This window comes from Providencia sp. AGC89, assembly GCF_053543535.1.
In genome coordinates this window covers 133,582-159,041 of the sequence record NZ_JBIXLP010000090.1, presented here as the reverse complement: position 1 = coordinate 159,041, position 25,460 = coordinate 133,582, and the positions used below count along the sequence as shown (strand labels likewise).

General features: G+C 41.5%; 21 protein-coding genes. 16 read left to right on the top strand and 5 right to left on the bottom strand.

All coding sequences use genetic code 11. From position 1 onward, the window contains the following. Positions 1-329: 329 nt before the first annotated feature. The 3 genes from ACIPUA_RS19225 to ACIPUA_RS19215 all read left to right on the top strand — a co-directional run bounded on the left by ACIPUA_RS19225 (position 330) and on the right by ACIPUA_RS19215 (position 3,848). Complete coding sequence (locus ACIPUA_RS19225; RefSeq protein ID WP_449060017.1) at positions 330-1,442, top strand: mandelate racemase/muconate lactonizing enzyme family protein; 1,113 nt, start codon at positions 330-332, stop codon at positions 1,440-1,442. 188 nt (positions 1,443-1,630) lie between these two features. Further along, entirely contained in the window at positions 1,631-2,941 is a 1,311-nt protein-coding gene (locus ACIPUA_RS19220; RefSeq protein WP_042845500.1) for an MFS transporter, read from the top strand. 172 nt (positions 2,942-3,113) lie between these two features. Beyond that, complete coding sequence (locus ACIPUA_RS19215) at positions 3,114-3,848, top strand: Crp/Fnr family transcriptional regulator (RefSeq protein WP_048605997.1); 735 nt, start codon at positions 3,114-3,116, stop codon at positions 3,846-3,848. On the opposite strand, the gene exuR is transcribed toward ACIPUA_RS19215, so the two are convergent. Further along, entirely contained in the window at positions 3,849-4,610 is a 762-nt protein-coding gene (exuR, locus tag ACIPUA_RS19210; RefSeq protein ID WP_042845504.1) for a transcriptional regulator ExuR, read from the bottom strand. Positions 4,611-4,859: 249 nt separating this feature from the next. Between exuR and ACIPUA_RS19205 the strand changes: the two genes are divergently transcribed. Then, positions 4,860-6,353, top strand: a complete 1,494-nt coding sequence (locus ACIPUA_RS19205) for a UxaA family hydrolase (RefSeq protein ID WP_449060016.1) — start codon at positions 4,860-4,862, stop codon at positions 6,351-6,353. A 335-nt stretch (positions 6,354-6,688) separates the two neighbouring features. Here the strand turns inward: ACIPUA_RS19205 and araD are convergent, their stop codons facing one another. Further along, the gene (gene araD, locus ACIPUA_RS19200) at positions 6,689-7,387 is read right to left on the bottom strand and encodes an L-ribulose-5-phosphate 4-epimerase (protein ID WP_042845508.1); all 699 of its coding nucleotides are present in this window, start codon (positions 7,385-7,387) and stop codon (positions 6,689-6,691) included. A 454-nt stretch (positions 7,388-7,841) separates the two neighbouring features. Between araD and ACIPUA_RS19195 the strand changes: the two genes are divergently transcribed. The 7 genes from ACIPUA_RS19195 to ACIPUA_RS19165 all read left to right on the top strand — a co-directional run bounded on the left by ACIPUA_RS19195 (position 7,842) and on the right by ACIPUA_RS19165 (position 15,931). Continuing rightward, positions 7,842-8,654 carry a DeoR/GlpR family DNA-binding transcription regulator gene (locus ACIPUA_RS19195; protein WP_042845509.1) on the top strand — a complete coding sequence of 271 codons (813 nt, stop codon included), beginning with the start codon at positions 7,842-7,844 and terminating at the stop codon, positions 8,652-8,654. 212 nt (positions 8,655-8,866) lie between these two features. Beyond that, positions 8,867-9,859, top strand: coding sequence for a substrate-binding domain-containing protein (locus ACIPUA_RS19190; protein ID WP_042845921.1), 993 nt, complete (start codon positions 8,867-8,869; stop codon positions 9,857-9,859). 157 nt (positions 9,860-10,016) lie between these two features. Then, the gene (locus ACIPUA_RS19185) at positions 10,017-11,534 is read left to right on the top strand and encodes a sugar ABC transporter ATP-binding protein (protein ID WP_042845511.1); all 1,518 of its coding nucleotides are present in this window, start codon (positions 10,017-10,019) and stop codon (positions 11,532-11,534) included. Beyond that, positions 11,527-12,516, top strand: a complete 990-nt coding sequence (locus ACIPUA_RS19180) for an ABC transporter permease (RefSeq protein ID WP_048605995.1) — start codon at positions 11,527-11,529, stop codon at positions 12,514-12,516. The genes ACIPUA_RS19185 and ACIPUA_RS19180 overlap by 8 nt, the downstream gene beginning before the upstream one ends. A 13-nt stretch (positions 12,517-12,529) precedes the next feature. Then, positions 12,530-13,564 (top strand): ABC transporter permease, encoded by a 1,035-nt coding sequence (locus ACIPUA_RS19175; protein ID WP_042845514.1) that lies wholly within the window; start codon positions 12,530-12,532, stop codon positions 13,562-13,564. A gap of 19 nt (positions 13,565-13,583) precedes the next feature. Beyond that, positions 13,584-14,447, top strand: coding sequence for an L-ribulose-5-phosphate 3-epimerase (locus tag ACIPUA_RS19170; protein WP_042845516.1), 864 nt, complete (start codon positions 13,584-13,586; stop codon positions 14,445-14,447). A gap of 11 nt (positions 14,448-14,458) precedes the next feature. Next, a complete protein-coding gene (locus ACIPUA_RS19165) occupies positions 14,459-15,931 on the top strand; it encodes an FGGY-family carbohydrate kinase (RefSeq protein WP_449060015.1) in 1,473 nt (490 codons plus the stop codon). 60 nt (positions 15,932-15,991) lie between these two features. Here the strand turns inward: ACIPUA_RS19165 and ACIPUA_RS19160 are convergent, their stop codons facing one another. After that, on the bottom strand, positions 15,992-17,335 hold the full coding sequence (locus ACIPUA_RS19160; RefSeq protein ID WP_048605993.1) for a phosphoethanolamine transferase: 1,344 nt from the start codon (positions 17,333-17,335) through the stop codon (positions 15,992-15,994). A gap of 479 nt (positions 17,336-17,814) precedes the next feature. Here ACIPUA_RS19160 and ACIPUA_RS19155 point away from each other — a divergent pair, with 479 nt between their 5' ends. Genes ACIPUA_RS19155 through ACIPUA_RS19140 form a run of 4 tightly spaced genes read left to right on the top strand, consistent with a single transcriptional unit; the run spans position 17,815 to position 21,832 of the window. Beyond that, positions 17,815-18,564, top strand: a complete 750-nt coding sequence (locus tag ACIPUA_RS19155) for a sugar phosphate isomerase/epimerase family protein (RefSeq protein ID WP_071548636.1) — start codon at positions 17,815-17,817, stop codon at positions 18,562-18,564. Between the two features lie 4 nt (positions 18,565-18,568). Continuing rightward, positions 18,569-19,549 (top strand): sugar kinase, encoded by a 981-nt coding sequence (locus ACIPUA_RS19150; RefSeq protein ID WP_071548637.1) that lies wholly within the window; start codon positions 18,569-18,571, stop codon positions 19,547-19,549. 13 nt (positions 19,550-19,562) lie between these two features. After that, positions 19,563-20,843, top strand: a complete 1,281-nt coding sequence (locus tag ACIPUA_RS19145) for an MFS transporter (RefSeq protein WP_042845524.1) — start codon at positions 19,563-19,565, stop codon at positions 20,841-20,843. A gap of 11 nt (positions 20,844-20,854) precedes the next feature. Then, positions 20,855-21,832 (top strand): NAD(P)-dependent oxidoreductase, encoded by a 978-nt coding sequence (locus tag ACIPUA_RS19140; RefSeq protein ID WP_042845525.1) that lies wholly within the window; start codon positions 20,855-20,857, stop codon positions 21,830-21,832. A 7-nt stretch (positions 21,833-21,839) separates the two neighbouring features. Here the strand turns inward: ACIPUA_RS19140 and ACIPUA_RS19135 are convergent, their stop codons facing one another. After that, positions 21,840-22,862: a LacI family DNA-binding transcriptional regulator gene (locus ACIPUA_RS19135; protein WP_042845923.1), complete on the bottom strand. Its 1,023-nt coding sequence runs from the start codon at positions 22,860-22,862 to the stop codon at positions 21,840-21,842. A 78-nt stretch (positions 22,863-22,940) separates the two neighbouring features. Then, the gene (gene dsdC / locus ACIPUA_RS19130; protein ID WP_449060014.1) at positions 22,941-23,894 is read right to left on the bottom strand and encodes a DNA-binding transcriptional regulator DsdC; all 954 of its coding nucleotides are present in this window, start codon (positions 23,892-23,894) and stop codon (positions 22,941-22,943) included. A gap of 228 nt (positions 23,895-24,122) precedes the next feature. Here dsdC and dsdX point away from each other — a divergent pair, with 228 nt between their 5' ends. After that, positions 24,123-25,460 (top strand): D-serine transporter DsdX, encoded by a 1,338-nt coding sequence (gene dsdX / locus ACIPUA_RS19125; RefSeq protein WP_042845526.1) that lies wholly within the window; start codon positions 24,123-24,125, stop codon positions 25,458-25,460.

Genomic DNA, 25,460 nt, shown 5'->3' with positions numbered 1-25,460 from the left:
TCTAAACCTACTCAAGAATTAACCCTATACCCCATGAAAAATTTTTATTGAGAGGTCGCCCCCCTGTTACCTCACTTTCTTTATCAAGCAGCTAACCCCCCCTTACAGCTTAGCCCCAATACTCATTTTAATCAGTGTTTATTTCTTACAAAAGTTATTATACCAATTAGGTGGTTTAACCTTGATGTATCATACAAAATAAAGAGATCTAGCTCATGTTTATCAGTAAAAAACGTTTTCAAGGTACGATCTGTAAATCATTTGACAGTTAATTCCATTTTCCACTGTTAGATTGGCAATCAACCACCTTTCAACACCTGGGAATAACAATGAAAATAAAAGAAATTAGTACCTTTATCATGCACGTTCCGGTCACTAATGATCTAATTGGTGATTCGACGCATAGCATTACCCATTGGGGAATGCCGGGTGTCATGATCAAAACTGAATGTGGGTTAATCGGTTATGGTCATACAGGAACACATGCGGATATCACTACAGATCGTTTAATTACCACCATCATTGAAGATGTTTTTGGCCCCATGCTGCTGGGTGAAGACCCAACTGAAGTACGTTATTTACATCGTAAGCTCACTCGTAGTTCGACCAATATTTGGGTAGGCCGTGGTGGCTTGATGCAAATGGCTATCTCTGCCATTGATATTGCCTTGTGGGATCTCAAAGCGAAAGCTGCCGATCAGCCACTATGGCAACTGTTTGGCGGTTCAAAACACAATAAAGTGAACGCTTATAATACTGACTGCGGTTGGCTGGTTCGTAGCCAAGACGATCTCGTTGATGATTGTAAAAAAATGATCTTCGAAGAAGGTTTTAAAGCGATCAAAATGAAAATTGGCAAGCCAGATCCACGTGAAGATTTACAAAGAATCGAAGCCGTTCGCCATGCAATTGGCGATGATATTGACCTAATGGTCGATGCTAACGGTAAATGGGATATCAGCATCGCCAAACAATATGGCCACCGTTTAAATGATTTCAACATTAAATGGTTTGAAGAGCCACTGTGGCACGATGACGTGGCAAGTCACAAGCAGCTAGCAGCTTATATGGATACACCAATCGCGTTAGGTGAATTACTGTATCACAATGATTCATTTAAAGAATTTGTCCTTGCTGGCGCGGTTGATTACCTACAACCAGATGCAACCCGTTGTGGTGGTTTAACTGCAGTATGGGAAATTGCGGATTTAGGTATGGCATTTAACTTACCAGTAACACCGCACCATGGCGATATGATGCAAGCACAATTGCACTTAGTCATGGCACATCCAGCCTGTTCATTACTGGAATTTATTCCATGGACATTGGATTGCTTTGTTGACCCAGTTGAAGTCATTGATGGTGTTTATACCACCCCAACGGCTCCGGGAGCCGGTACGACGTTAAAACCGGAAGCATTGGCTAAATTTAACGTGAAATAATAATAATTCCCTTTTTCGCTATTTCATCACTAACACCACGAGAAAGGGAAATAAATAACAAGAATTATTCATTTTAAGTTACTTATTCATTAGCTCTATACTCTACCCTGCTGATAACTCAGCGGTGGGCTAAACACGTAATAAAAATGAATAAATAACATCATTACCTTACAAAACTGGGGTGAACCATGTCCACCAATACTGATCATTTATCATCGGCCACCAGCAAAGCAATACGAAAAATAATACCCATGGTGGTATTAATGTTCATATTAGCGTATTTAGACCGTTCAAATATCGGTTTTGCAAAGCAAGAATTTCAATTAACAACAGGGTTAAGTGACGCCGCCTATGCATTCGGTGCAGGGATCTTTTTTATTGGTTATGCACTATTTGAAGTACCAAGCAATATCTTACTGTACCGTATAGGTGCACGTGTATGGCTATCACGCATTATGGTCACATGGGGGTTAGTTTCAGCGGCAATGATGTTCGCTCACGATGAAACTACCTTTATTGTCTTGCGTTTCTTATTAGGCGTGAGTGAAGCGGGCTTCTTTCCAGGGGTTATTCTGTATTTAACTTTCTGGTTCCCACAAAATATTCGTGCCCGTGTCACTGGCTATTTTTTATTTGGTGCACCATTAGCCTTTATTATTGGAGGACCATTATCCGGTTCATTACTCGCACTAGAAGGCTCATCATTCGCATTCGGTTTATATGGCTGGCAGTTAATGTTTGTTGTCGAGGGGTTACTCGCCTCTCTCGTCGGGATTTGGGTATTTTTCTACCTTGATGACCGTCCAGAAAAAGCAAAATGGCTGACAGCAGAAGAAAAAAGTGCGCTTTCCGCTAAATTAGCCACAGAAGAAAATGCCAAAGCAGGGCATAGTCCAAAAGGCGCTTTAAGTGCGCTATTAGATATGCGAGTTCTCTATTTATGCTTAATTTGGTTCACTGTTCAAGTATGTGGTTACGGTATTTATTTCTTCCTGCCAACCCAAATCGGGACGCTATTAGGCAGTAAAGTTGGAATATTAGTCGGCTTCGTGACGGCAATTCCACCTCTGTGTGCGGCTATCGCAGTTTACTATGTCCCGCGCATTTCTGAACGCCTAAAAGAGCGTCGTAAAGTGGCTGCGATTACCTTTATGTTAGGGGCTGCGGGGATTGCAGTATCCGGCTTGTTCGATAGCATTCCAGTCATTGCCATTATTGCACTGTGTGTGGCAGCAGCAGGTCACTTAGCGATGCAACCTCTGTACTGGAGTTTCCCATCGGCTTACTTAGGTGGAACCGCTGCGGCATCCGGTATTGCCTTAATTAACTCCGTGGGCAACTTAGGCGGTTTTGTGGCACCAAACTTAAGAGTCTGGGCAGAAACGACGTTTGAATCTGCGCGAGCTGGGTTGTACTTTATCGCGCTCGTTGCCTTTATTGGCGGCCTTTTAATACTGACATTAAAACGATTAGGTATTGAAAAACGATTCGAAGATTAAATCTTTGTTCCCGGGCCACCATCGGTGGCTCGTTTTTACTTAATTAATGGCAACATTAGCTTTCATTTATTACACAAAGAGGTTTAATCAAATATTGCGGTGGTTCAGGATTGAACATACCCCTACCAAATGTCATGATAAAGTCAGCTTATTTCATGCAGGGAGCATTCAGATGAACATTGCAGTACAAAATAGCCAGTTAGTTTTGCCCCATGCAAACATTATTGAAATTTTACAAACCAATAGCTGGTTTAATAACTTACCTGACTATTTGATTAGTATATTAATGGAATGCGCAACGCTACGTTTTTATAACGATGGCGAAATGGTTCACTACCAAGGCGACCCAGCTAGAGGGCTATACGCCGTCATTCAAGGCTCCGTTAAAGTGAGTTCCATCTCTACCGATGGGCGTGAATGTGTATTCCGCTATCTTTCCCCCGGGAACTGGTTTGGCGAAATTGCCATGTTAGATAAATCCGCCCGTACTCACGATGCAAAAGCGATTAGCCCAACAATTTTGTTGACGATTTCACCAAAAGACTTAGCTACAATCTTAGAGAAATACCCTGTTTTTTATCAATCATTGAATATCTTACTGTGTAAGGTCATTCGCAACGCTTTTACCATTATCAATGACAGCGCTTTATTGTCAGTTTCTGCTCGGTTAGCTAAACGGCTGCTTAGCTTAGCCGAAGGGTACGGAGAACCCCATGAGAAAGGCATCCAACTTAGCCTATACCTAACACAAGATGACCTAGCAACGATCATTAATACCACTCGACAAACCATCAATAAGCGCTTGGTTGCTTGGGAAAAATTAGGTTGGATCGATGCAAAATACGGGAAAATTATCTTAGTGAATCTTCCCGCATTAAAGCAAATCTCTGAAGATGATGAGGAATAACTAATCGTTATGATCGACGGTTGGGCTATCCGCAAAAAAGTAACGATCCATGGTAAATTCGAAGTCATCACTAGTGGCATTAAACAACATTTTTTTAGTGTTTTCCAAGTGTTGCCACATTGCTTGCCTTGCCCCCTTTGCATCACGGCGTGCAAGTGCCTGTAAAATTTGGTCATGTTCATCACACCAACTTTCAATCGACCTATTATCAATGTGCTCATGAAGTTTTAACCAGTATGGGTTACGCAAGCGCTGGCTCCACATCTGCTCAACAATAATTACCATGGCGCTGTTATGAGTCGATGCTGCAATTTGCATATGGAATGCTAAATCCCACGTTGAATCACGAAAGCGGTCTTCTTTCCGTGCATTTTTTTGTATATCAACCAGTTTTAAAATATCTTCTTTAGTTGCTTGAGTCGCGGCAAACTCTGCAATATGGCTTTCAATCAATTGCCTTGCTTGTAGTAATTCAAATGGGCCACAACGACTAAACTCGAGCCCGCTGTCCGTATTAACCGAGTTGTTAGACCGATTACTAATAACATGTATACCTGAGCCTTTGCGAACATCCACATAACCTTCGACTTCTAACATAATAATGGCTTCACGGATCACCGTACGGCTGACATTCATTTCGTCTGCAAGTAAGCGTTCTGCGGGGAGTTTTGTCCCTATTGGGTACGCATCATTTTCAATTCTATCTTTAACTAAAGCGGCAACTTGCTGATATAAGCGTGGTTCACTCTCTTGTGAGCTCATCATTTTCTCCTTTCGCAATACAACCCTGTGTAACCAGCATCTAAACGCTCTAAGTATAACGAAATTTACCATGTCTGGGTGAAATAGAAAATGTTAAGAAAAGAAATTACAGTTAAATTGGTATAACACCTTTAAAAGATATAAACCAAATAGTATAATGCCTGAAATTTAGTCAATAAAATGATTGATCACACCTTGATATGATTGGTTGATCCCATTACATCCGATTTCCAGCCCAGGGAACTAAACATGATAAAAGATATAATTAAAATACATGCCAATGACAATGTCGCTGTTACGCTAACTGATAGGCAAGTAGGAGAAACTATCACTATTGATAACCACTCCGTCACCCTAAAACAGGATGTCGCCCGCGGTCATAAAATCGCATTAGTGCCGATTGAAAAAGATCACAATATCTTAAAATACGGTTCCCCAATTGGTCATGCAACCACTGCAATTAGTGCTGGTGAGCATGTGCATACTCATAATATTGCAACAAATTTAAGTGCATTAAATGACTATGAATATGACCCAGAATGTAACCTAATTGCGGCAACTCTCCCTGACCCTGAAGTACAAATTTATCGCCGCAATAACGGTGACATTGCTGTCCGTAATGAAATTTGGGTGATCCCAACGGTTGGATGCGTCAATGCCCTTGCAAGAAAAATGATCGAACGCTTCAATAAACAGCACAATGAAGCGACTGATATTGACGGGGTCTATCTTTACAACCATACCTTAGGCTGCTCTCAATTAGGCGATGACCACTTAACCACCCGTACTATTTTGCAAGATATGGTAAAACACCCTAATGCAGGGGGCGTTCTGGTGATTGGGTTGGGATGTGAAAATAACCAAGTGGCTGAGTTTAAAGCAACATTAGGTGATTTCGATACTGATCGCGTTAAATTTATGGTATGTCAACAATTGGAAGATGAAATTGAAGCGGGCGTTGAACACCTTAATGAAATTTATCAATTAGTTAGACAAGATAAACGTGTGTCAGGCAAGCTTAGTGAAGTGAAATTTGGCCTTGAGTGTGGTGGCTCTGATGGGTTATCAGGGATCACCGCCAACCCACTATTAGGCTGTTTTTCTGATTTCCTTGTCAGCCATAATGGAACGACTGTTTTAACCGAAGTGCCAGAAATGTTTGGTGCTGAGCAGATTTTAATGAACCATTGTCATGACCAACAAACCTTCGAAAAAACAGTAAATATGATCAATGACTTCAAACAATATTTTATTGCTCATGATCAACCTATCTATGAGAACCCCTCTCCGGGTAATAAAGCAGGCGGTATCTCTACGCTAGAAGAAAAATCCCTTGGTTGTACTCAAAAAGCGGGAACCAGCCAAGTAATGGATGTATTAAAATACGGCGAGCGCCTAACAAAACCGGGCTTTAACTTATTAAGTGCTCCAGGTAACGATGCGATTGCAACCAGTGCATTAGGTGCCGCAGGCTGCCATATAGTGCTATTTACTACGGGTCGTGGAACTCCTTATGGTGGGTTTGTACCAACATTAAAAATTGCCACTAATAATGAACTGGCCGCCAAAAAACCCCATTGGATTGATTTTAATGCAGGTGCCTTATTAACCGGTAAATCCATGGATCAGTTATTGGCTGACTTTATTCAACATGTGGTTAAGGTCGTAAATGGAGAGCAAACCAAAAATGAAGTGAATGACTTCCGCGAATTAGCCATTTTTAAAATGGGCGTCACACTTTAGAATAAACTGCCCCTATTGTTTTCGCTATTAGGAAACAATAAGGGCGCTTCTAACCTATTCTATTATCTTAATTTCATTTCCTTATAGATAATAATTAATTACCGCCTACTTTCTATTTTAGGATATGGGTATATAAACATTATGTTTAAACTTTAATGAACAGTTTTATGATGGTATCTCTTTAAGGGGTATTATTTTAATAACAGTAATAGCCACACTGAATTTCTTTGTGGTTATTTGTATAATAACTCCTTCCTTGACTATAATAAAAATCAAGAAATAGTATTTGTTATTTTTAATCAATTTATTATGTCAATTACACTACATTTAATTCTTTACTTTTGCCCATAATAGGCATTTTTACCATGCTTACGTAAATAATGTTTATCTAACAGTTCTTGCTGCATTGCCCCTACAGCAGGCTGTAATTGACGAGTAAATAAATTCATATAAGCGATTTCTTCTAAGACAACCGCATTATGCACCGCATTATCAGGGTTTGTCCCCCATGCAAATGGGCCGTGACTGTTAACTAATACTGCGGGAACATCTTTGGCTGTGATACCTTTTTCTTTAAATGTTTCAATGATGACATTACCCGTTTCCCTTTCGTAATCCCCAGCAATTTCATTTTCTGTCATTAAACGCGTGCACGGAATTTCACCATAGAAATAATCTGCATGTGTGGTGCCTAATGCACTTAATGGCTGCCCCGCTTGTGCCCAAATAGTGGCATGACGCGAATGAGTATGCACGATACCGCCAATTTCAGGGAATGCCTTGTAAAGTGCCAGATGGGTATCTGTATCAGAAGATGGTCGAAAATTACCTTCAACAACTTTTCCCGTTTCCAGTGAGACAACCACCATATCTTCTGCTTTCATGGTTTCATAATCCACACCGGATGGCTTAATTACCATTAACCCTGCTTGGCGATCAATGCCACTGACATTTCCCCAAGTAAAGGTCACTAGGTTATGTTTTGGTAATGCGAGGTTTGCTTCAAAGACTTGTTGCTTCAATTGTTCTAACATAATAATCCCCTAGCTATAAAATTTGCTTTAATATCAACAACAAAAATTTATTCTCTGGGTATATTTTGTGTGTTGATAACCTGTCTCTACCTATTAAGGTAAACAGATTTTGCTGATTTAAAAAGCGGTCACATTTACAAACTCGCAACAAACCACAGTCAATCGGTCATAACCGGTCACAATCGGTCACATTAAGTCAATATTTAGGCGTGGAAATATGCCCGAGTTAGCCCATTTTTTTTTGTTTCTTATGAGTAACACAGAAAGATACTGCAAATAATGCGCCGTACATCACAACTAAAATGTAACGATTACATATTGCTTTCAAATATAGCTATACAAGATCACTTTAAACGGCTTTGTTTTTTTCAAGAATGGAATACTTGAATCTAATCACGACAAAAAAAAAGCAACACAGGCAGAATAAATATCGTGGAAAAAATAGGAGTTAAACATGTTACAAGCCGAACGCCATAAATTAATTTGTTCTCATGTTTCACAAAATGGTTCGGCGTTAGTGCGTGAATTAGCTCAGTTATGTCTTGTTTCCCAAGAAACAATCCGGCGTGATTTAACAGTACTAGAGCGAGAAAACCGAATTATTCGTAGCTTCGGCGGTGCCGTTGCCATTGACCAAGAAGAAATGCCAATGGTCAATGTAATACCTTCTTCGGTCAAACTCAGTCAAATGGTCGATGGTGCAGAATCCTTTCGCAAAAGAACCGAAGAACACCCTGATGCGAAAATGAAAATTTCTAAGGCTGCACTGAAGTTTATCCAACCCGGCGACTGTATTATGCTAGATAACAGCAGTACTTGCTGGTTTTTAGCACGACAAATACCTGATATCGATATTACTGTTGTCACTAATTCGGTCAAAATTATCCAAGCACTGGCTTGCCGTGATCGTGTACGAGTGATTGGGATTGGTGGTGAATACTCAGAACGTCATGATGATTTTCATGGCCCTATTGCAGAAAGTATTATTCGTAGCTTTCAGATAAAAACCTTATTTTTATCATGCCAAGGTTTTAATATTGAAAATGGTATTCGTGATGGTAGCGAAATAAATTCAAAGCTGAAAAATATTATGTTGCAAGTTTCAGAGAATAAAGTTTTACTCGCCGACAACAGTAAACTCGGAAAATATGCTTTTAGCCAAGTTTGTACCTTTGAGGATATTAACGTACTCATTACTAACAAGCTTAATGATACTAATTTTCAAAAACAATTCCCGAATTTAAATATTATCGAGTGTGATAAGTAATTTATTAAAATATAAAAAGTCCGTAACCGTGATGTAAGTAAAATAATAATCATTCATTTATTTTCTGTATTAAAAAGTGCAGGGATATTATGTACCCATAATTCCTTAGCGCTTAATTATAGGCATACCTAAATGAGATAATAACATTGACCCTATGTTGATGAGAGATCTCGATTTAGTATCCATCTACACTAAGGAATACAACTATGAACATGAAAAAATTAGTTTTACCTTGTTTAATGAGCGTTGCACTGTTTTCCAATGTCGCAATGGCCGAATCACAAAAAGCACAAAAGCCATTCACGATGGGCGTAGTCGTTAAAGTCGGTGGTATTCCTTGGTTTAACGTTATGGAACAAGGGATCACCGAAGAAGGTAAAAAACTGGGCGTTAACGCATTCCAAGTTGGCCCTACAACGGCTGATCCAGCAGAACAAGTTCGTGCCATCGAAGATTTAATCGCCAAAAAAGTGGATGTCATTGGTGTCGTTCCTAACGATGCAAAAGTACTTGAGCCTGTATTAAAACGCGCTCAAGAAGCTGGTATTAAAGTCATTACTCACGAATCTCCAAATCAAACCAACGCAGACTGGGACTTTGAATTACTTGATACCCAAAGCATGGGAGCTAACCATATGAAAGATATGGCAGCTTGTATGGGTGAAGAAGGTAAATACGCCATGTTCGTCGGCAGTTTAACGGTCCCTCTTGTTAATGAGTGGGCGGATGCTGCCATTGCTTATCAAAAAGCCAATTACCCAAAAATGCAAATGGTAGATGACCGTTTTGGTGTTGCAGAATCCGTTGATGATTCAATGCGTACCGCTAATGACCTGTTATCTAAGCACAAAGACTTAAAAGGCATTATGTCATTTGGCTCGCAAGGCCCTATCGGTGCAGGTCGTGCTATTGATAAGCGCCGCAAAAATGATACCACCTGTGTATTCGGCACCTTTACCCCAGGCCAAGGCATTAAGTTACTAGAAAAAGGCGCTATTGATGGTGGCTACATTTCTAATCCTAAAGTTGCAGGACAAGTCTTCGTTCAAGTTGCGACTGCAATGATGAACGGTGAAGAAATTAAAGATGGCGTTTCAATCGGTGATATGGGTGAAATTAAAGTCAGTGGCAATACCATTTTAAGTGATAACCCTGTCAATCTGAATATCGAAAACACCAAAAAATTGGTTGAAGTCGGCCTGTAATTCTTCACTAGCAAAATAACATTTAAAACAAAAATACAATATTAATTAGCATTTTGAATTTACTGTTTTGTATAGCGCGAGTTGTAGCCAACAACGCAACAGCTTGCGCTATGACAAACAAGCCAACACCAATTTATTTGCAGTAGGAATTATACCTATGACAACCACCTCAAAAGCTGACAAATCCGACCCACTCATCACCTTACGAGACCTTTCCAAAAGCTTTGGGGGTCATCGTGCATTACGCAATATTGATTTGACGCTAAACAAAGGTGAGGTGCACTGTTTAGCAGGCACCAATGGGTGTGGAAAAAGTACCCTGATCAAAACTATCAGCGGTGTGTACGCTCCTGATAATGGCAGTAAAATCGAGATTGATGGCAAAAGTTACCACCGGTTAACACCCGATAAAGCTCGTGAATTAGGCGTACAGGTTATCTATCAAGACTTATCGCTATTCCCTAACTTAACGGTGGCTGAAAATATCGCTTTTGAGCTGAACCTCAAAGGGTATTTTGGTTGGTTCCAAAAAAAGAAATTGCGCGAAAAAGCGTTAGAAATACTCAATGAACTCGCTTTTTCCATTAACCCAGATACGCCAGTTCAATTTTTACCCATTGCTCAGCGCCAACAAGTCGCTATCTGCCGTGCCTTAGTCGCGGATGCTCGCCTAGTAATTATGGATGAGCCAACGGCGTCCCTCACTCGAACCGAAGTAAATCAATTACTATCGACAGTGAACTACTTAAAAAACAAAGGGATCACCGTCGTTTTTGTCAGTCATCGACTTGAAGAAGTCAAGGAAATATCTGACCGCATTACGGTGATCCGTGATGGGCAAAAAATTGGCACATGGCCTGCTGAAGGCTTAACCACCCGCAAAATTACCGAACTCATGACCGGTTTAGACATCGTTCATGAACGCAAACCCCCAAACAATGCGGAAGATAGACGTACGGTTCTAGAAGTTAAAAACTTCAGCCGCTCAGGCCAATATCAAGATATTTCGTTGAGTTTAAAACGCGGTGAGGTATTAGGTTTATGTGGTTTGCTCGGTTCCGGCCGTACTGAACTAGCGCTCTCTTTATTTGGTATTACTCACCCCGATAATGGTGAGTTACGTATTGAAGGTAAACCCGTTAAGCTGAAGAACAATACCGAAGCGATTAAACACGGTATTGGCTATGTATCCGAAGACCGCCTAACGTTAGGTGCGATATTACAGCAATCTATCGCCGATAATATGGTCATTTCCATTCTTGATCGTTTAAAAACCCCATTGCATTTGATTGATGAAAAACAATGTCAAGACATTGTCCAAGAGTGGATTGCTGACTTAGATATTAAAGTAACTGACCCCAATAACCCCCTTTCCACGCTATCTGGCGGTAACCAACAAAAAGTGGTTCTTGCTAAATGGATTTTAACTCGCCCAAAAGTATTGATTTTAGACTCCCCAACTGTGGGTGTCGATATTGGTGCAAAAGACAGTATTTATAAATTAATTCACCGTTTATCTGGTGTGGGTATTTCAATTCTTCTAATTACCGATGAAGCCTCCGAAGCTTATTATAACTGCGACAGAATTTTACATATGAAACAAGGAACTATCGTCAAAGAAATCATGACAGATTCCATCAATGAGCAACAGTTGGAGGAAATCATCAATGGCTAATTGGCAAAAACTTCGACCACAATCAGTTGAAGGTTGGTTAATTTGGGTCATTATCATTATGGTGGTTTTCTTTACTGCTATGAGCCCACAATTTCTGACTATTCAAAACTTACTCGACCTAAGTGAAAGCTATGCAGTGACAGGTGTCTTTGCTTTAGGGTTATTTGTCGTCTTAGTCACTGGTGGGATAGATATTTCTTTTGCGGCCGTAGCTTCCGTCGTTCAATACGTCATAGCAACATGGTTATTACAAGGAATTATTGCTAGCCCAGCCCTGAGTATCACATTGGCGATTGTCATTGGTATCGCTTTTGGTTTAATCAATGCAATATTAATTTACTCCCTCAATGTGGTTTCCATCATTATCACCATCAGCATGCAATCATTGTTATTTGGCATGCTGATGTGGTTAACAAATGGCCATAGTATTTATGATTTACCCGATTGGTGGGTAGACCCTGTGACTATCTTGCCGTTCGAAGTCGATGGGGAATACTACCAAGTTGGCCTACCTCTTTTAGTGATGCTTGGTATTGCCTTCCTGACTTGGATTTTAATGAATAAAACCCATATTGGCCGCCAGTTATATGCGGTTGGGGGCAGCCAAGAGTCTGCGACTCGTATTGGTATTCGAGTTTCCGTCATTTATTTGTTCGCTTATGGCTATCTAGGTGCTATGGCAGCCATTGGTGGCATGTTGCAAACTTACCGAATGAGTGAAGTGGTACCCAGTGCCCTCGTAGGAGGAGAACTCGATGTACTTGCTGCGGCGGTGTTAGGAGGGGCAAGTTTGTCGGGGGGACGCGGTACGGTGATCGGTACGCTCATGGGGGTTTTCCTGATCGGTATCTTAAAGAATGGCCTCAACTTGATTGGCGTCTCTAACTATTTCGTCAATATCGTCATCGGCATGGTTATCCTCATTGCGATTTGTATTACTCACTACAAAAAACGCAAAGAGACGGACGTAGGTTTTGTTTAACAGGAATATCACCATGAAAAAACACGCTTTTTTTAAAATTGATGGCTCTGTTATCGGACTGCTTTCAATCTTCTTATTGGCGATAGCTGCATTCAGCATCGCTATGCCGGGGCATTTTTTTACGCAAAATACTTTTTTAAGTATTACCTTCCAATTACCTGAGCTAGGTTTACTCACTTTTGCCATGTTTGTCCCTATGTTAAGCGGTGGTTTAAACCTTGCGATTATCAGCACCGCTAACTTAACGGGCTTATTTATGGCGTGGGTCTTTATTAATTACCTACCCGTGGAGGCAGGAACTGGTACGCAATTAATGTGGTTATTATTGGCATTAGTCGGTGCAACGGTCATCGCGGTAATTATTGGCACACTCACAGGGCTAATGATTTCCCATATCGGTGCCCACCCAATTCTAGTCACACTTGGTACGATGACCATTATCAGTGGTATTGGGGTTTACCTTACTAAAGGTGCCGCACTCAGCGGTATGCCACCGATTGTACGTGCTATTGGTGCTGACACTGTATTTGGTGTCCCTATTGCTATGATTATCTTTATTGTCACCGCTATATTGTTAGCCCTATTTTTAGGTTGTACACGCTTAGGGAAAAACATTTACATGAGTGGCAGTAATATCAATGCCACATGGTTCAGCGGTATTCGTACAGACCGCGTAATGATCGCCATCTATACCATTTCTAGCCTTCTGTGCGTACTTGCAGGCCTCATTATGATGGCACGCTTTAACTCTGCACGTATGGGCTATGGTGACTCTTATTTATTACTCACCATCCTTGCCATTGTATTAGGTGGGACTAACCCATTTGGCGGAGTTGGGAAAGTTAGCCGTGTATTCTGCGCTTTATTAGTTTTACAAGTCATCGCAACGGGTTTAAGCCTACTGGGAGTCAGCCTGCACTTTAACCTTGCGGTTTGGGGGATCACCCTAATTTTGGCACTGGCGTTCAAATTCTTCAAAGAAAGATGGAGTGCTAAACGAGCCATGACCCGCAACCAGCGCCTTAATAAAACATCACCACAAAGTTAAATTTTTCAGGGAGAACACCATGCGCAAGCATCCAATTGGAATTTATGAAAAAGCATTACCTAAAGATAGCAGTTGGTTAGAGAAATTAGCGTTAGCTAAAGCCGCTGGATTTGATTTTGTTGAAATGTCAGTGGATGAAACCGACGAACGCCTTGCACGCTTGGACTGGAACCAAGCTGAGCGCCTAGACATTGTCAAAGCCATCCAGCAAACTGGCGTGCGTATTCCAACAATGTGTTTATCTGGTCACCGCCGTTTCCCTTTCGGTAGCCACGATGAAGCAACTCGCATGATGGCTTATTCCTTGATGGAAAAAGCCATCAAATTAGCGCAAGACCTTGGGATCCGGACTATCCAACTTGCAGGTTACGATGTCTATTATGAAGAGCAAGATGCACAGACCATTGCCCATTTTGAAAAAGGGATGCAATGGGTCAGTGAAGTTGCCGCAGCGGCTCAGGTAATGTGTGCCGTAGAGATCATGGATACGCCATTTATGAATTCCATCACTAAGTGGCAAGCCCTATCTGACAAAATTCGCTCTCCATGGTTTTCTGTTTACCCTGACGTGGGTAACTTGACCGCATGGGGGAATAATGTCGAACAGGAATTCACACAAGGTATTGAGCACGTCACGGCTATTCACTTGAAAGATACCTACGCAGTAACAGAAACCTGCCAAGGCCAATTCCGTGATGTCCCTTTTGGGGAAGGTTGTGTCGATTTTGTGAATTTATTCAAACTATTAAAGCGTTTAAATTATCGCGGTACCTTTTTGATTGAAATGTGGACAGAAAAAGCAGAAGAACCATTGATTGAAATCATTAAGGCTCGCCATTGGATAGAAGATAAAATGCAACAAGCTGGTTGGTACAACGCTTAAAGGAGCCCACAATGAATGCATTTTTTATGGGTGTCGACCTTGGTGGTACTGTTATTAAAGCGGGAGTCTACACACCTGAAGGCCAAGAAATTGTTGTTGCAGAGCACCCTTTCCCCACTGAGAGCCCTGAAGCAGGGTTTAGTGAACGAAATATGGATGTGCTATGGGAAGCAGCCTGTAGCGTGATCCGCGAAGCGATTAAAAATAGCCGCTTGAATGCTTCACAAATTTCGGGCGTTAGCTTTTCTTCGCACGGTAAGGGCCTCTATTTACTCGATAAACACAGCAAACCCGTTAGAAATGGGATTGTATCTTCGGATTCCCGCGCTCAGGCCATTGTTGATGAATGGCATAAAAATGGCACGGCAGACAAAGCCTATCCGCTGAGTTTACAGCAGCTCTGGGCTTCTCACCCTGTCGCATTACTACGCTGGTTAAAAGAAAACGAACCCGATAACTACCGGAGTACAGGTCATGTTTTAATGGTACATGACTATATTCGCTATCGCCTTACTGACCAAATTGCCTGTGAAGAAACTAATATTTCAGGTAGCCAGTTATTTAACCAAACTAAATCAAGTTACGACCCTAGCTTATGCAAACTATTTGGTATTGACGAGGTCAATGACAAATTAGCACCAGTGATCAATTCAGCCCAACTAGCGGGGACTGTAACGCATAAAGCAGCAGCAGAATGTGGCCTGACAGAAGGGACGCCTGTCTTTGGTGGTTTCTTCGATGTTGTCGGTGCAGCCTTGGCTTCGGGCGTCAATCAAAAAGATAAACTGAGTGCAGTTGCTGGGACATGGACAATCTCCACCCGTGTTTTTGATGAAATTATCCCATCAGATTACCCGTATGTTTGGAGCAAATACTGTATTCCAGGTACTTATTTTGTCCATGAAGGAAGCCCAACGTCAGCCAGTAACCTCGCGTGGTTTACGCGCCATTTCTTCAATCAACGCTTACAGGACTATGAGGTACTTAACCATTGCGTAGCCGAAGGGGCAACAAGGCAAAATGATATCCTATTTTTCCCTTGGCTATATGGCTCTAATTACCATAGTAACCTGCATGGCGGCCTATTAGGTTTAAGTTCTCACCATACAGATGCAGATATTGTTTACGCGATTTACCAAGGTATTGTGTTCTCTCACTTGCTGCATCAAGACCGCATTGTTGGGCTCGATAATACCACTGAGTCCATTCGCTTTACGGGTGGCCCAACCCACTCCCCATTGTGGATGCAAATGTTCTGTGATGCGAGTAATTTACCGTTAGATGTCGTCAACATACAACAGTCTGGCTGCCAAGCGGCAGCGCTGTGTGCTGCCGTTGGAACAGGTTATTATTCCGGCTTCGATGTCGCCATTTCAGCCAGTACAGCGAAAATGACAACTTACCAACCCAATGCCGTTGGGCATCAGCAATTACGCGATAAATTTGCTCGTTTTAAATCCGTGGCGGATGCTCTGAGCCGCTAATTAAGGTTTTATATCGATAAAAAGGCAGTGCTGACATTAGGCCCTGTCTTTTTTGTTTAGTTAATCCGCAATAATTTTTGTATTAACGGTTACAGGGGAAAGTACTGTGTCCTGCGGTAAGCTATCGTATTTTACAAATTCATCTCGTGGAAAAACAAATACATCAATATCTTTTTCTGGTGTGATGGTATCCGCTACAATGCTTTTATCTGGGGATGTCAGGTTAGTTTCAACCCCTAACCAAGACGCGAAGTAATCAAATAAATTCCATTCACTCAAGGTCTCATCACGGAACTCACGTTGAGTATCATCAGAGTTCATAACCACTAATGGAATTTGATACGCTCCTTTGACTAATTGGCCATGGCGCAAATACAAGTTCCCTTCTTTAATGAATCCGTTATATTCCGCCTCTAGAGCAGCCACGTGTTGCTTATTCGCTTTCACCAAACCTTGCCCATGGTCGGCAAAATAAAGAATGGAGAAAGGATGTTCGCCATTTTTATTATTTTCTTGCAAGGTTTTATAAATATCGCCAATAAAATCATCGCTCAGTTTGATGGCAGAAACATAACAATTCACCAAACTTCCCCAGCCTGTATCGAATTGTTCTGGATTAATGTTGTAGTTATTTTTAACTAGCTCGCAAGCTCCTTTTGGCCAGCCGTCATGGTGAGGTCCCCACATATGGACAAAAATGACTTTTTCTTTATCTGAAGGGTTATTTAATGCAGCTTTAAATGCAGGTAACATTTTAAAATCATTGGTCAGCTTATTTACGCTATCATCAACGACAAATTTTTCTTGAACAAATAGGTTATCAAACCCTGTTTTATTGTCTCTTACAGGTAAAAAATAGTCAGCTTTTAAGAAATAGTTAGTAAACCCTATCTCATCATCCCCAAAACTACCGTTGTTACCAATATAATAAGTTTCATAGCCCGCTTTATTGGCTAAATCGACAATCGAATTATTATTGTAGTAAGGCTTTTCATGATGCTCTGTAATGGTATTTAAATCATTCTTCGCTAAAGCGCGGGTTAATGTGGGCACCGTATTGGACGCTGCACTGATAAAGTTGTTAAAGAAACGTCCATTCACGGAAGATAAAAATGGCGTATTTTCCAATGGGTAGCCATACGTATTCATGTAATTTTTATTGGTACTTTCGCCAATAATCACCACTTTGATTTTATATTTAGGGTCATTTTTTTTGGTGATCTGAATATCGCTAGCCGTTTCCACCCCAAAACATAAGTCCGCATTGGTTTTTGCGCCTTGTATTAATTCTGGAGTACAGGCTTTCTTATACACACCTGTGTTTTCACTGTTATTCGCTTGAGCCAACGAAACGCTGGCTAACAAAAGTGCACTATAAAGTGCAGTCATTTTAATTACTTTCATGTTCAGAACCTCATCTTCATAACTTATTATTTTTTGAGTTGCTGTGGTGTAGTCAGGGCAGAGCTTGTGAAATCAGTTAATAATTGAACTGAAATTTCACTCAAATATTAATATATTGAAATAATATTTCATTGAAAGACTATAAATAAGAAATTGGGATACAGATAACAATAATAAAACACGAGAATTCACACAGTTATCTCATACTTCCCTATAATTTCTTATCCGTGAAAAATAAATGTATTTAAAAACAAAGTGTTATATCAATATATTTTCATCAGATACAGCTTAAAAAACGTTACATCCTTTACATAATGAACTGTGATAGGGATCAGTTATTAAGCATTCATCGGAGTTTGATTAGTGATGTGGCTCTTATTTTTATCTTTCATTGCTAGAAAACAAAATGGAACCGGTTCCATAATGATTTATTCTCAGAAAGACTAAAACCATTACCTAAAATAAGGCAGAGGAAAATCATGAGCAAAGATATTATTGTTGTCACTGCTGCCTATAGCACACAGGCAGTAAAACAGCTGGGTGGGCAGCAAGCTTTGCTGAATATTATTCAAGGGGCTAGCGCTGATGGCGTAGAGATCCGCCAAGAGCTTTTGCTGCCTAATGATAGGCTAGCTGACATTAGCAATCAGCTGAAATCAAGGCAATTAACCGCTGTCTATTCCGTTCCTGATACCCTATTTCAGCAACGTGAACCTATCATAATCAGCAAATTACAAGGTTATTTCGACGAAGCCAAACAACTTAATGCACGTTTCTTAAAACTGTCACTCGGTGAACCACCTGAAAATTATGACTTGTCTGAAGTCATTAACGTTATCAATCGATATACAACACAACTCGTGATTGAGAATGACCAGACGGAAGCAGGTGGTCATATTGCCCCATTAGAGCGCTTTTTTAGGGGTGTTGCAGCACAAAACATCCCCATTAAGATGGCTTTCGATATGGCCAACTGGTACTGGCAACACGAAGATCCTCTCAAAGCCGCCCACATATTTACTAAGCAAGTGGCCTATATTCACGTCAAGGCCTGTCAGTTACGTACTGATAAGCATGTGGCGGTCGCCCTTGATGACAGTGATGGTTCATGGGAAGAAGTGCTACAGATTTTGCCTAATAATGTACCACGTGGCATTGAGTTTCCACTAGAAGGTCACGATTTACGTGCCATTACTGAACACTATGTTTCGCTATTAAAAGGGGTTTAATATCATGAAAAATCAATTAGATGTGGTGACCCTTGGTGAAGCTATGATGATGTTTGTGGCAACACAAACAGGGACATTGCACGAGGTAGAAAGTTTTATTCGTCGTGCGGCAGGAGCAGAGCTAAACGTAGCCATCGGCCTCGCTCGTCTTGGTTTAAAAAGTGGTTGGATTAGCCGTCTTGGTAATGACTCCTTCGGTCGCTTTATTCAATCGACTTTACATAAAGAATTGGTGGATACTCAATGTGTTACTATTGATGCAAATTACCCAACTGGTTTTCAGTTAAAATCTAAAGCTCAAAATGGAACCGATCCCATCGTGGAATATTTCCGTAAGGGGTCAGCAGCAAGTCATTTAGACCTAACTGATTTTAATGAAGACTATTTTCTATCTGCTCGCCATTTACATTTAAGCGGAGTCGCTGCTGCGCTTTCTACCACCAGCTATCAACTGTCACTATACGCAGCAAAGTGGATGCGAAATGCAGGGAAAAGCCTATCATTTGATCCAAATTTACGCCCTTCACTCTGGCAAAATGAACAACAGATGGTCACCCAGCTAAACCAATTAGCATTCCAAGCAAACTGGGTATTACCCGGTTTAAAAGAAGGCAAGATTTTAACTGGTTTCGATAAACCTGAAGCCATTGCTGACTTTTATCTCGCCCATGGTGTCGATGCTGTGATCATTAAAACAGGTGAACAAGGGGCTTACTATAAAACAGCAACTAATCAACAAGGGGTTGTCGATGCAGTAGTTGTCAAAAATGTGGTTGATACCGTCGGCGCAGGTGATGGCTTCGCGGTCGGGGTGATCAGCGCATTATTAGAAGGGCAATCCCTCCCTCAAGCCATTAAACGAGGTAATTTTATTGGTGCTAGGGCTATCCAAGTCATTGGTGATAGCGAAGGCTTGCCTACTAAGGTGCAATTACAGCAAGAAATGGCTTTATTATCCTCACCTACCGTCAACGCGGCATGCTAAGAAGGAATATATTATGACAATCAATACTCCGGCAATGTCACGTTGGTGGCGCATTATGCCAATCGTGTTTATCACATACAGCCTTGCTTACTTAGATAGAGCCAACTATAGCTTTGCCGCTGCCGCAGGGATCAACGCAGATTTAGGTATTTCCAAAGGGATGTCATCCCTGTTGGGCTCGTTGTTTTTCTTAGGGTACTTTTTCTTCCAAATCCCTGGGGCTATCTATGCCGAAAAACGTAGCGTTCGCAAACTGGTTTTTGCCTGTATTTTCTTATGGGGAATATTCGCTAGCTTGACGGGAATGGTAAGCAATATTCCCATGTTAGTGATTATTCGTTTCAGCTTAGGAGTAGTTGAAGCCGCAGTCATGCCCGCAATGCTGATCTACATCAGTAACTGGTTCACTCAACCAGAGCGTTCACGTGCGAATACTTTCTTAATTTTAGGTAACCCGGTGACCGTCCTATGGATGTCTGTACTATCAGGCTACCTAATTCAAGCATTTGGTTGGCGCGAAATGTTTATCATTGAAGGCGTTCCCGCTGTGTTATGGGCTTTCTTCTGGTGGAAAACTGCACGTGATAAACCTAACCAAGTAAACTGGTTAAGCCAACAAGAAAAAGATACCCTTGATAAAATTCTTAGTGACGAACAGAAAAATATCAAACCTATACGTAATTATCGTGAAGCGTTTAAATCACGTAATGTAGTTTTACTGTGTGCACAGTATTTCTGCTGGAGTATCGGGGTATATGGCTTTGTGCTGTGGTTACCGTCAATTATTCGTGGTGCATCAAATCTCGGTATGGTTGAGACAGGTTGGCTTTCTGCAGTCCCTTACCTTGCTGCGACATTAGCGATGGTGTTGGTATCTTGGGCATCGGATAAAATGCATAATCGTAAACTGTTTGTTTGGCCAATGCTTCTGTTAGGTGCTATTTGTTTCCTTGGTTCATACCTGTTAGGTAGTACAAATTTCTGGTTATCCTATATGTTATTGGTGATAGCCGGCGCCGCGATGTATGCACCTTATGGGCCATTCTTCGCCATCATCCCTGAGATGCTCCCCAAAAACGTTGCGGGAGGTGCAATGGCATTAATCAACAGTATGGGTGCACTAGGTTCGTTCTTTGGGTCATGGTTTGTAGGCTATTTAAATGGTGTAACAGGTAGCCCGAGTGCATCCTATATGTTTATGGGGCTCGCATTGTTAGCTTCTGTTTTCTTTACCTTAATTGTCAAACCTAATCAAGAACAAGACGGCACTACTGCCCTCGCTAAACACGCATAATGGGGAACATAATGAAAAAAAATATTATTTTGTATAAAACGATCCCTGCGGATCAACTTGGGCGCTTACAACAGCAATTCAACGTCACTCAATTTGATAGCATTACAGCAGACAATATCGCCAGTTTTAGGCAAGCCCTTGCAACGGCCAACGGTATTATCGGAGCCAGCTACCCCATCACTGCGAGCGACCTTGCTCTCGCCCCTTATTTAACGGTAGCTTCCACCATTTCTGTGGGTATCGATCAATTTGATCTGGAGGCAATGAACGCAAGAAAAATTGCATTGATGCACACTCCGAATGTCTTAACCGAAACTACCGCAGATACCATTTTTACCTTAGTGCTATGCAGCGCTCGTCGCATTATTGAAATGGCTGAAATGGTTAAAAATGGCCAGTGGACGAAAAGTATTGGCGAAAATGTGTACGGTAGCAATGTGAGTGGTAAAACGATTGGTATTTTAGGTATGGGCCGAATTGGTTATGCCGTAGCAACACGAGCCTATGCTGGTTTTGGGATGTCTGTTCTCTATTACAGCAACCATTCGCATTCTAAAGCGGAAAACCTGCTCAAGGCTCGTCGCTGTGATTTAGATACCATACTTGCTGAGTCTGACTTTGTTTGTGTCGTGCTGCCCTTAGTGCCATCAACAGAAAAACTAATTGGCAAAAATGAACTCGAAAAAATGAAACCCAGTGCATTTTTGATTAATGGGTCCAGAGGAAAAATTATCGATGAGGCAGCGTTGATTGATGCACTAGAAAACCACGTGATCCGCGGTGCAGGTTTAGATGTCTTTGAAGTAGAGCCTTTACCCGTAGACTCTAAGTTACTTAAATTACCGAATGTGGTCGCCTTGCCGCATATCGGCTCTGCCACCCATGAGACTCGCTATGCTATGGTGGAATGCGCCGTCGATAATTTAATTGCAGGTCTTAATGGCGATTTTAGCCAAAACTGCGCTAATTTAAATGCCATACAGCCCTAATAGCTTTCTACAGTGTAGTTGAATTTCGAATAATCAACTCACCATGAAACAAATGCTGAGTTGGTTCTTTTTCTGGGTTTTCGAGTTTTTCAAGTAAACATGTAACTGCTTTATGCCCCATTTCGGCAGTGGGTTGTGAAACCGACGTCACCCCCTGCCCAGCAAATGCAGCCCATTCAAGGTTATCAAAACTTAAAAAACCGATATCTGCCCCCCAGCGCAACCCTTGCTGATTCATCGCATAAGCTAACTGTAAAGTTAAAACCCCATTAGCTGCCACAATGGCTTTACGCATTCCTCGGTGAGAAATACAAAACTCAGCAACAATCGATGCTAATTTTTCAGGGTTTGGTAACGTGACTTCATGGAACTCACTCTTGATTTGCGGGTTATCCTGTGACAGCGCTTGAAAGGTTTGTAAGCGTTCTTGGCGAGCGCTGTTATACACGATGGGTTCAGTGACAAAGCAAATCGCTTCAAAGCCTTGCTCAAGTAAATGATTGAAAGCCATTTGAGCCGAAGCAGGATTGTCTAACCCCACCATATCGCAGGGAAAGTTATCAATTTTTCTATCTAATAAAACAAAAGGCAACGTGGTTTGTTTAAGAACATCAATGAATTGTTCATTAACACCCGCTGAATTAATGATTAGCCCATCGACACGGTAACCTTTAAGTAACTGAATAAATTGGCATTCACGCTCAATGCTATTATCCGCATTACAGACAACTGTCATAAAGCCTTGCTTGATGGACTCAGCTTCAACCCCTTTCAATACTTCCACAGAAAACGGGTTGCCGATATCCGCAATAATCAAACCAATTAACCCCGTGCGACCATGTTTTAAGCTCCGCGCCATTTGATTAGGCCGATAATTTAATTCACGAATCGCCGTTTCAATACGTTGACGAAGGTTATCGGAAAGCAAATGAAATTCACCATTCAAATAACGTGAGATGCTGGTTTTCCCTGCCTGAGCTTTGGCAGCCACATCTTTGATCGTTGCAACTTTTGGTGTTTTCGGAACCATAACCCAGTGTTTACCCATCTCGAAGAAATAATTGTTGCTGTTATCTTACCGGAAAAAAGGCTATTTTACTTGCAATATTCAGCTAACCTGCTGTTTTAACCACTGAATAAAAATATCCGCTTTTGGGTGCCGCTTATCATTAAGCATCGCAAAGTAATACCGCTGTTGGCAGGTTAATGGCGCATCGCCAAAAGGCATCACGAGCTCACGGCTTTTAATCCGCTTTTCCACCAGCTGCTTGCGCCCCATTGCTACACCTGCGTGGTTCATTGCGGCTACAATAGCTAAGTCTGAACGGTCAAAACACAGGTTTCGGCGGTGGGGAAACAAGGGTAGCTGATAGTATTCGCTCCATGCTTTCCACTCATCATAGTCGGAATTGCTGCTCCATGCTTGCCGGTCATGCAGTAACGTACAGTTTTTTAGTTGATGAATATTATTCAGCAAATCATATTGCTGGGCATATTTCGGACTACACACTGGAACCATCGACTCTGACATCAGGTCTTCACAATAGAGATTAGACCTTGTCATATCATCATAATAAATTGCCACATCAATACCATAGCCGCGAAAATTAACATCATCGTTCCCTGTTAATAAATTTAATTGAATCGATGGGTATTGATTAGCAAAATCTGCAATTTTCGGGATCAGCCAGCACTGGGCAATCGATGGGCGTGAGTAAACCGTTAATTCCCCAGAAATTTCTTGGTTTTTGATATCAATAATTTCTTGGTTAATATCATCCAGATTTTTACGTAACGCCCAATAAATACGCTCACCATCGGAAGTTAACTCAATACGCCGATGAAAACGCTCAAATAATTTAAAACCCAGTTCCCCCTCTAAGGTATTAATACGATGACTTACCGCACTGGGTGTGAGGGAAAGCTCCTGCGCCGCTAGGGCAAAAGAGCTATGTCGCGCCGCAGCTTCAAAGGTATGTAGGCGGGATAATTGATAGCTCGATAACCGCTTATTCCATTGAATAAAACCGGATTGTTCAAATTGATTCAAATTCGATGACACCAACCTCTTCCCCCCTTATTTGAGAAATGACCCAGCTCGTCGCTATCAACAATATAGCGCCTTTAAGGTGAATTTATATGATGCAAATCCTAATATTGGTATTTTATATGACCCATATCACGCACTTGAGTTAATTGAATTCATCTAAAGCTTAGGTTTCATCGTTTGTCACCCTTGCATATTTATTATCCAATAGAAGTACAACAACAAAATGATTAGGGGTAGGATATGGACTCTACAATGTGGATGCTCGGTACTCTGGTTATTAGTATCTTGCTGATCATAGTCTCAATTATTAAATTTAAGTTTCACCCTTTTTTAGCCCTGTTACTCGCCAGCTTTTTTGTCGGTATTGCAATGAAAATGAACCCGTTAGAGATGGTGAATGCTATCGAAAATGGGATTGGCGGTACACTCGGTTTTTTAGCCGCTATTATTGGACTAGGCACCATACTAGGGAAAATGATGGAGATTTCAGGTGCAGCAGAGCGCATCGGGATCACCCTACAGAAAAGCCGTTGGTTAACTCCAGACGTCACCATGGTACTAATTGGTTTAATCTGTGGTATCACTCTATTTGTTGAGGTGGGGGTTGTTTTGTTGATCCCACTGGCATTTTCCATCGCCAAAAAAACCAATACCTCTTTATTAAAACTGGCTATCCCGCTATGTACTGCGCTGATGGCCGTACACTGTATCGTTCCGCCACACCCTGCTGCACTATTTGTCACTAATGAACTTGGGGCAGATATTGGCACTGTGATTGTTGCGGGCTTAGCCGTTGGTTTAGTCGCCTCACTGGTCGGCGGGCCATTATTCCTAAAGTTCTTAGGTGAGCGCTTACCTTTTAAAACGGTACCAGAAGCCTTTTCTGACTTAGAAGTCCGTGAAGAAAAAGATTTACCCTCGCTAGGTGCCACTTTATTTACCGTTTTACTGCCAATTATTCTCATGTTGATCAAAACCGCAGCAGATTTGAACATGAGCAAAGACAATCAATTATTTACCCTTTTACAGTTTATTGGTAACCCAATCACTGCCATGTTTATTGCCGCATTTGTCGCTTATTACGTACTGGGCATTCGCCGTAATATGGGCATGAGCGTGCTACTCAGTAAAACGGAGGAAAGCTTTAGTTCCATCGCCAATATTTTATTAATCATTGGTGCGGGAGGGGCGTTTAATGGCATCTTAAAAGGAAGTGGGTTAAGCGATTCCCTTGCGCTGGTTCTTTCAGGCATTGATATGCACCCAATCCTATTGGCTTGGTTAGTGGCTATCATTCTACATGCTGCGGTAGGCTCTGCGACCGTTGCCATGATGGGCGCCACTGCAATTGTTGCCCCATTAATGCCAATGTACCCGCATATCAGCCCTGAGATCATGACATTAGCCATCGGCTCAGGCGCAATTGGCTGTACCATCGTGACGGACTCCTTGTTCTGGCTGGTCAAACAATATTGTAATGCCACCTTGGCTGAAACATTTCGTTTTTACAGTGTCGCCACACTTATCGCATCCCTCGTTGCGCTGGCAGGCACCTTTGCACTTTCATTTGTGATTTAA

Bases quoted from the DNA above. Each gene is read 5' to 3' on its own strand.
- ACIPUA_RS19225 (WP_449060017.1), top strand. From the start codon at position 330: ATGAAAATAAAAGAAATTAGTACCTTTATCATGCACGTTCCGGTCACT.
- ACIPUA_RS19180 (WP_048605995.1), top strand. From the start codon at position 11,527: ATGGCTAATTGGCAAAAACTTCGACCACAATCAGTTGAAGGTTGGTTA.
- ACIPUA_RS19170 (WP_042845516.1), top strand. From the start codon at position 13,584: ATGCGCAAGCATCCAATTGGAATTTATGAAAAAGCATTACCTAAAGAT.
- ACIPUA_RS19185 (WP_042845511.1), top strand. From the start codon at position 10,017: ATGACAACCACCTCAAAAGCTGACAAATCCGACCCACTCATCACCTTA.
- ACIPUA_RS19160 (WP_048605993.1), bottom strand. From the start codon at position 17,335: ATGAAAGTAATTAAAATGACTGCACTTTATAGTGCACTTTTGTTAGCC.
- ACIPUA_RS19205 (WP_449060016.1), top strand. From the start codon at position 4,860: ATGATAAAAGATATAATTAAAATACATGCCAATGACAATGTCGCTGTT.
- ACIPUA_RS19195 (WP_042845509.1), top strand. From the start codon at position 7,842: ATGTTACAAGCCGAACGCCATAAATTAATTTGTTCTCATGTTTCACAA.
- exuR (WP_042845504.1), bottom strand. From the start codon at position 4,610: ATGAGCTCACAAGAGAGTGAACCACGCTTATATCAGCAAGTTGCCGCT.
- ACIPUA_RS19135 (WP_042845923.1), bottom strand. From the start codon at position 22,862: ATGGTTCCGAAAACACCAAAAGTTGCAACGATCAAAGATGTGGCTGCC.
- ACIPUA_RS19140 (WP_042845525.1), top strand. From the start codon at position 20,855: ATGAAAAAAAATATTATTTTGTATAAAACGATCCCTGCGGATCAACTT.
- ACIPUA_RS19215 (WP_048605997.1), top strand. From the start codon at position 3,114: ATGAACATTGCAGTACAAAATAGCCAGTTAGTTTTGCCCCATGCAAAC.
- dsdX (WP_042845526.1), top strand. From the start codon at position 24,123: ATGGACTCTACAATGTGGATGCTCGGTACTCTGGTTATTAGTATCTTG.
- ACIPUA_RS19175 (WP_042845514.1), top strand. From the start codon at position 12,530: ATGAAAAAACACGCTTTTTTTAAAATTGATGGCTCTGTTATCGGACTG.
- ACIPUA_RS19145 (WP_042845524.1), top strand. From the start codon at position 19,563: ATGACAATCAATACTCCGGCAATGTCACGTTGGTGGCGCATTATGCCA.
- ACIPUA_RS19220 (WP_042845500.1), top strand. From the start codon at position 1,631: ATGTCCACCAATACTGATCATTTATCATCGGCCACCAGCAAAGCAATA.
- araD (WP_042845508.1), bottom strand. From the start codon at position 7,387: ATGTTAGAACAATTGAAGCAACAAGTCTTTGAAGCAAACCTCGCATTA.
- ACIPUA_RS19165 (WP_449060015.1), top strand. From the start codon at position 14,459: ATGAATGCATTTTTTATGGGTGTCGACCTTGGTGGTACTGTTATTAAA.
- ACIPUA_RS19150 (WP_071548637.1), top strand. From the start codon at position 18,569: ATGAAAAATCAATTAGATGTGGTGACCCTTGGTGAAGCTATGATGATG.
- ACIPUA_RS19190 (WP_042845921.1), top strand. From the start codon at position 8,867: ATGAAAAAATTAGTTTTACCTTGTTTAATGAGCGTTGCACTGTTTTCC.
- ACIPUA_RS19155 (WP_071548636.1), top strand. From the start codon at position 17,815: ATGAGCAAAGATATTATTGTTGTCACTGCTGCCTATAGCACACAGGCA.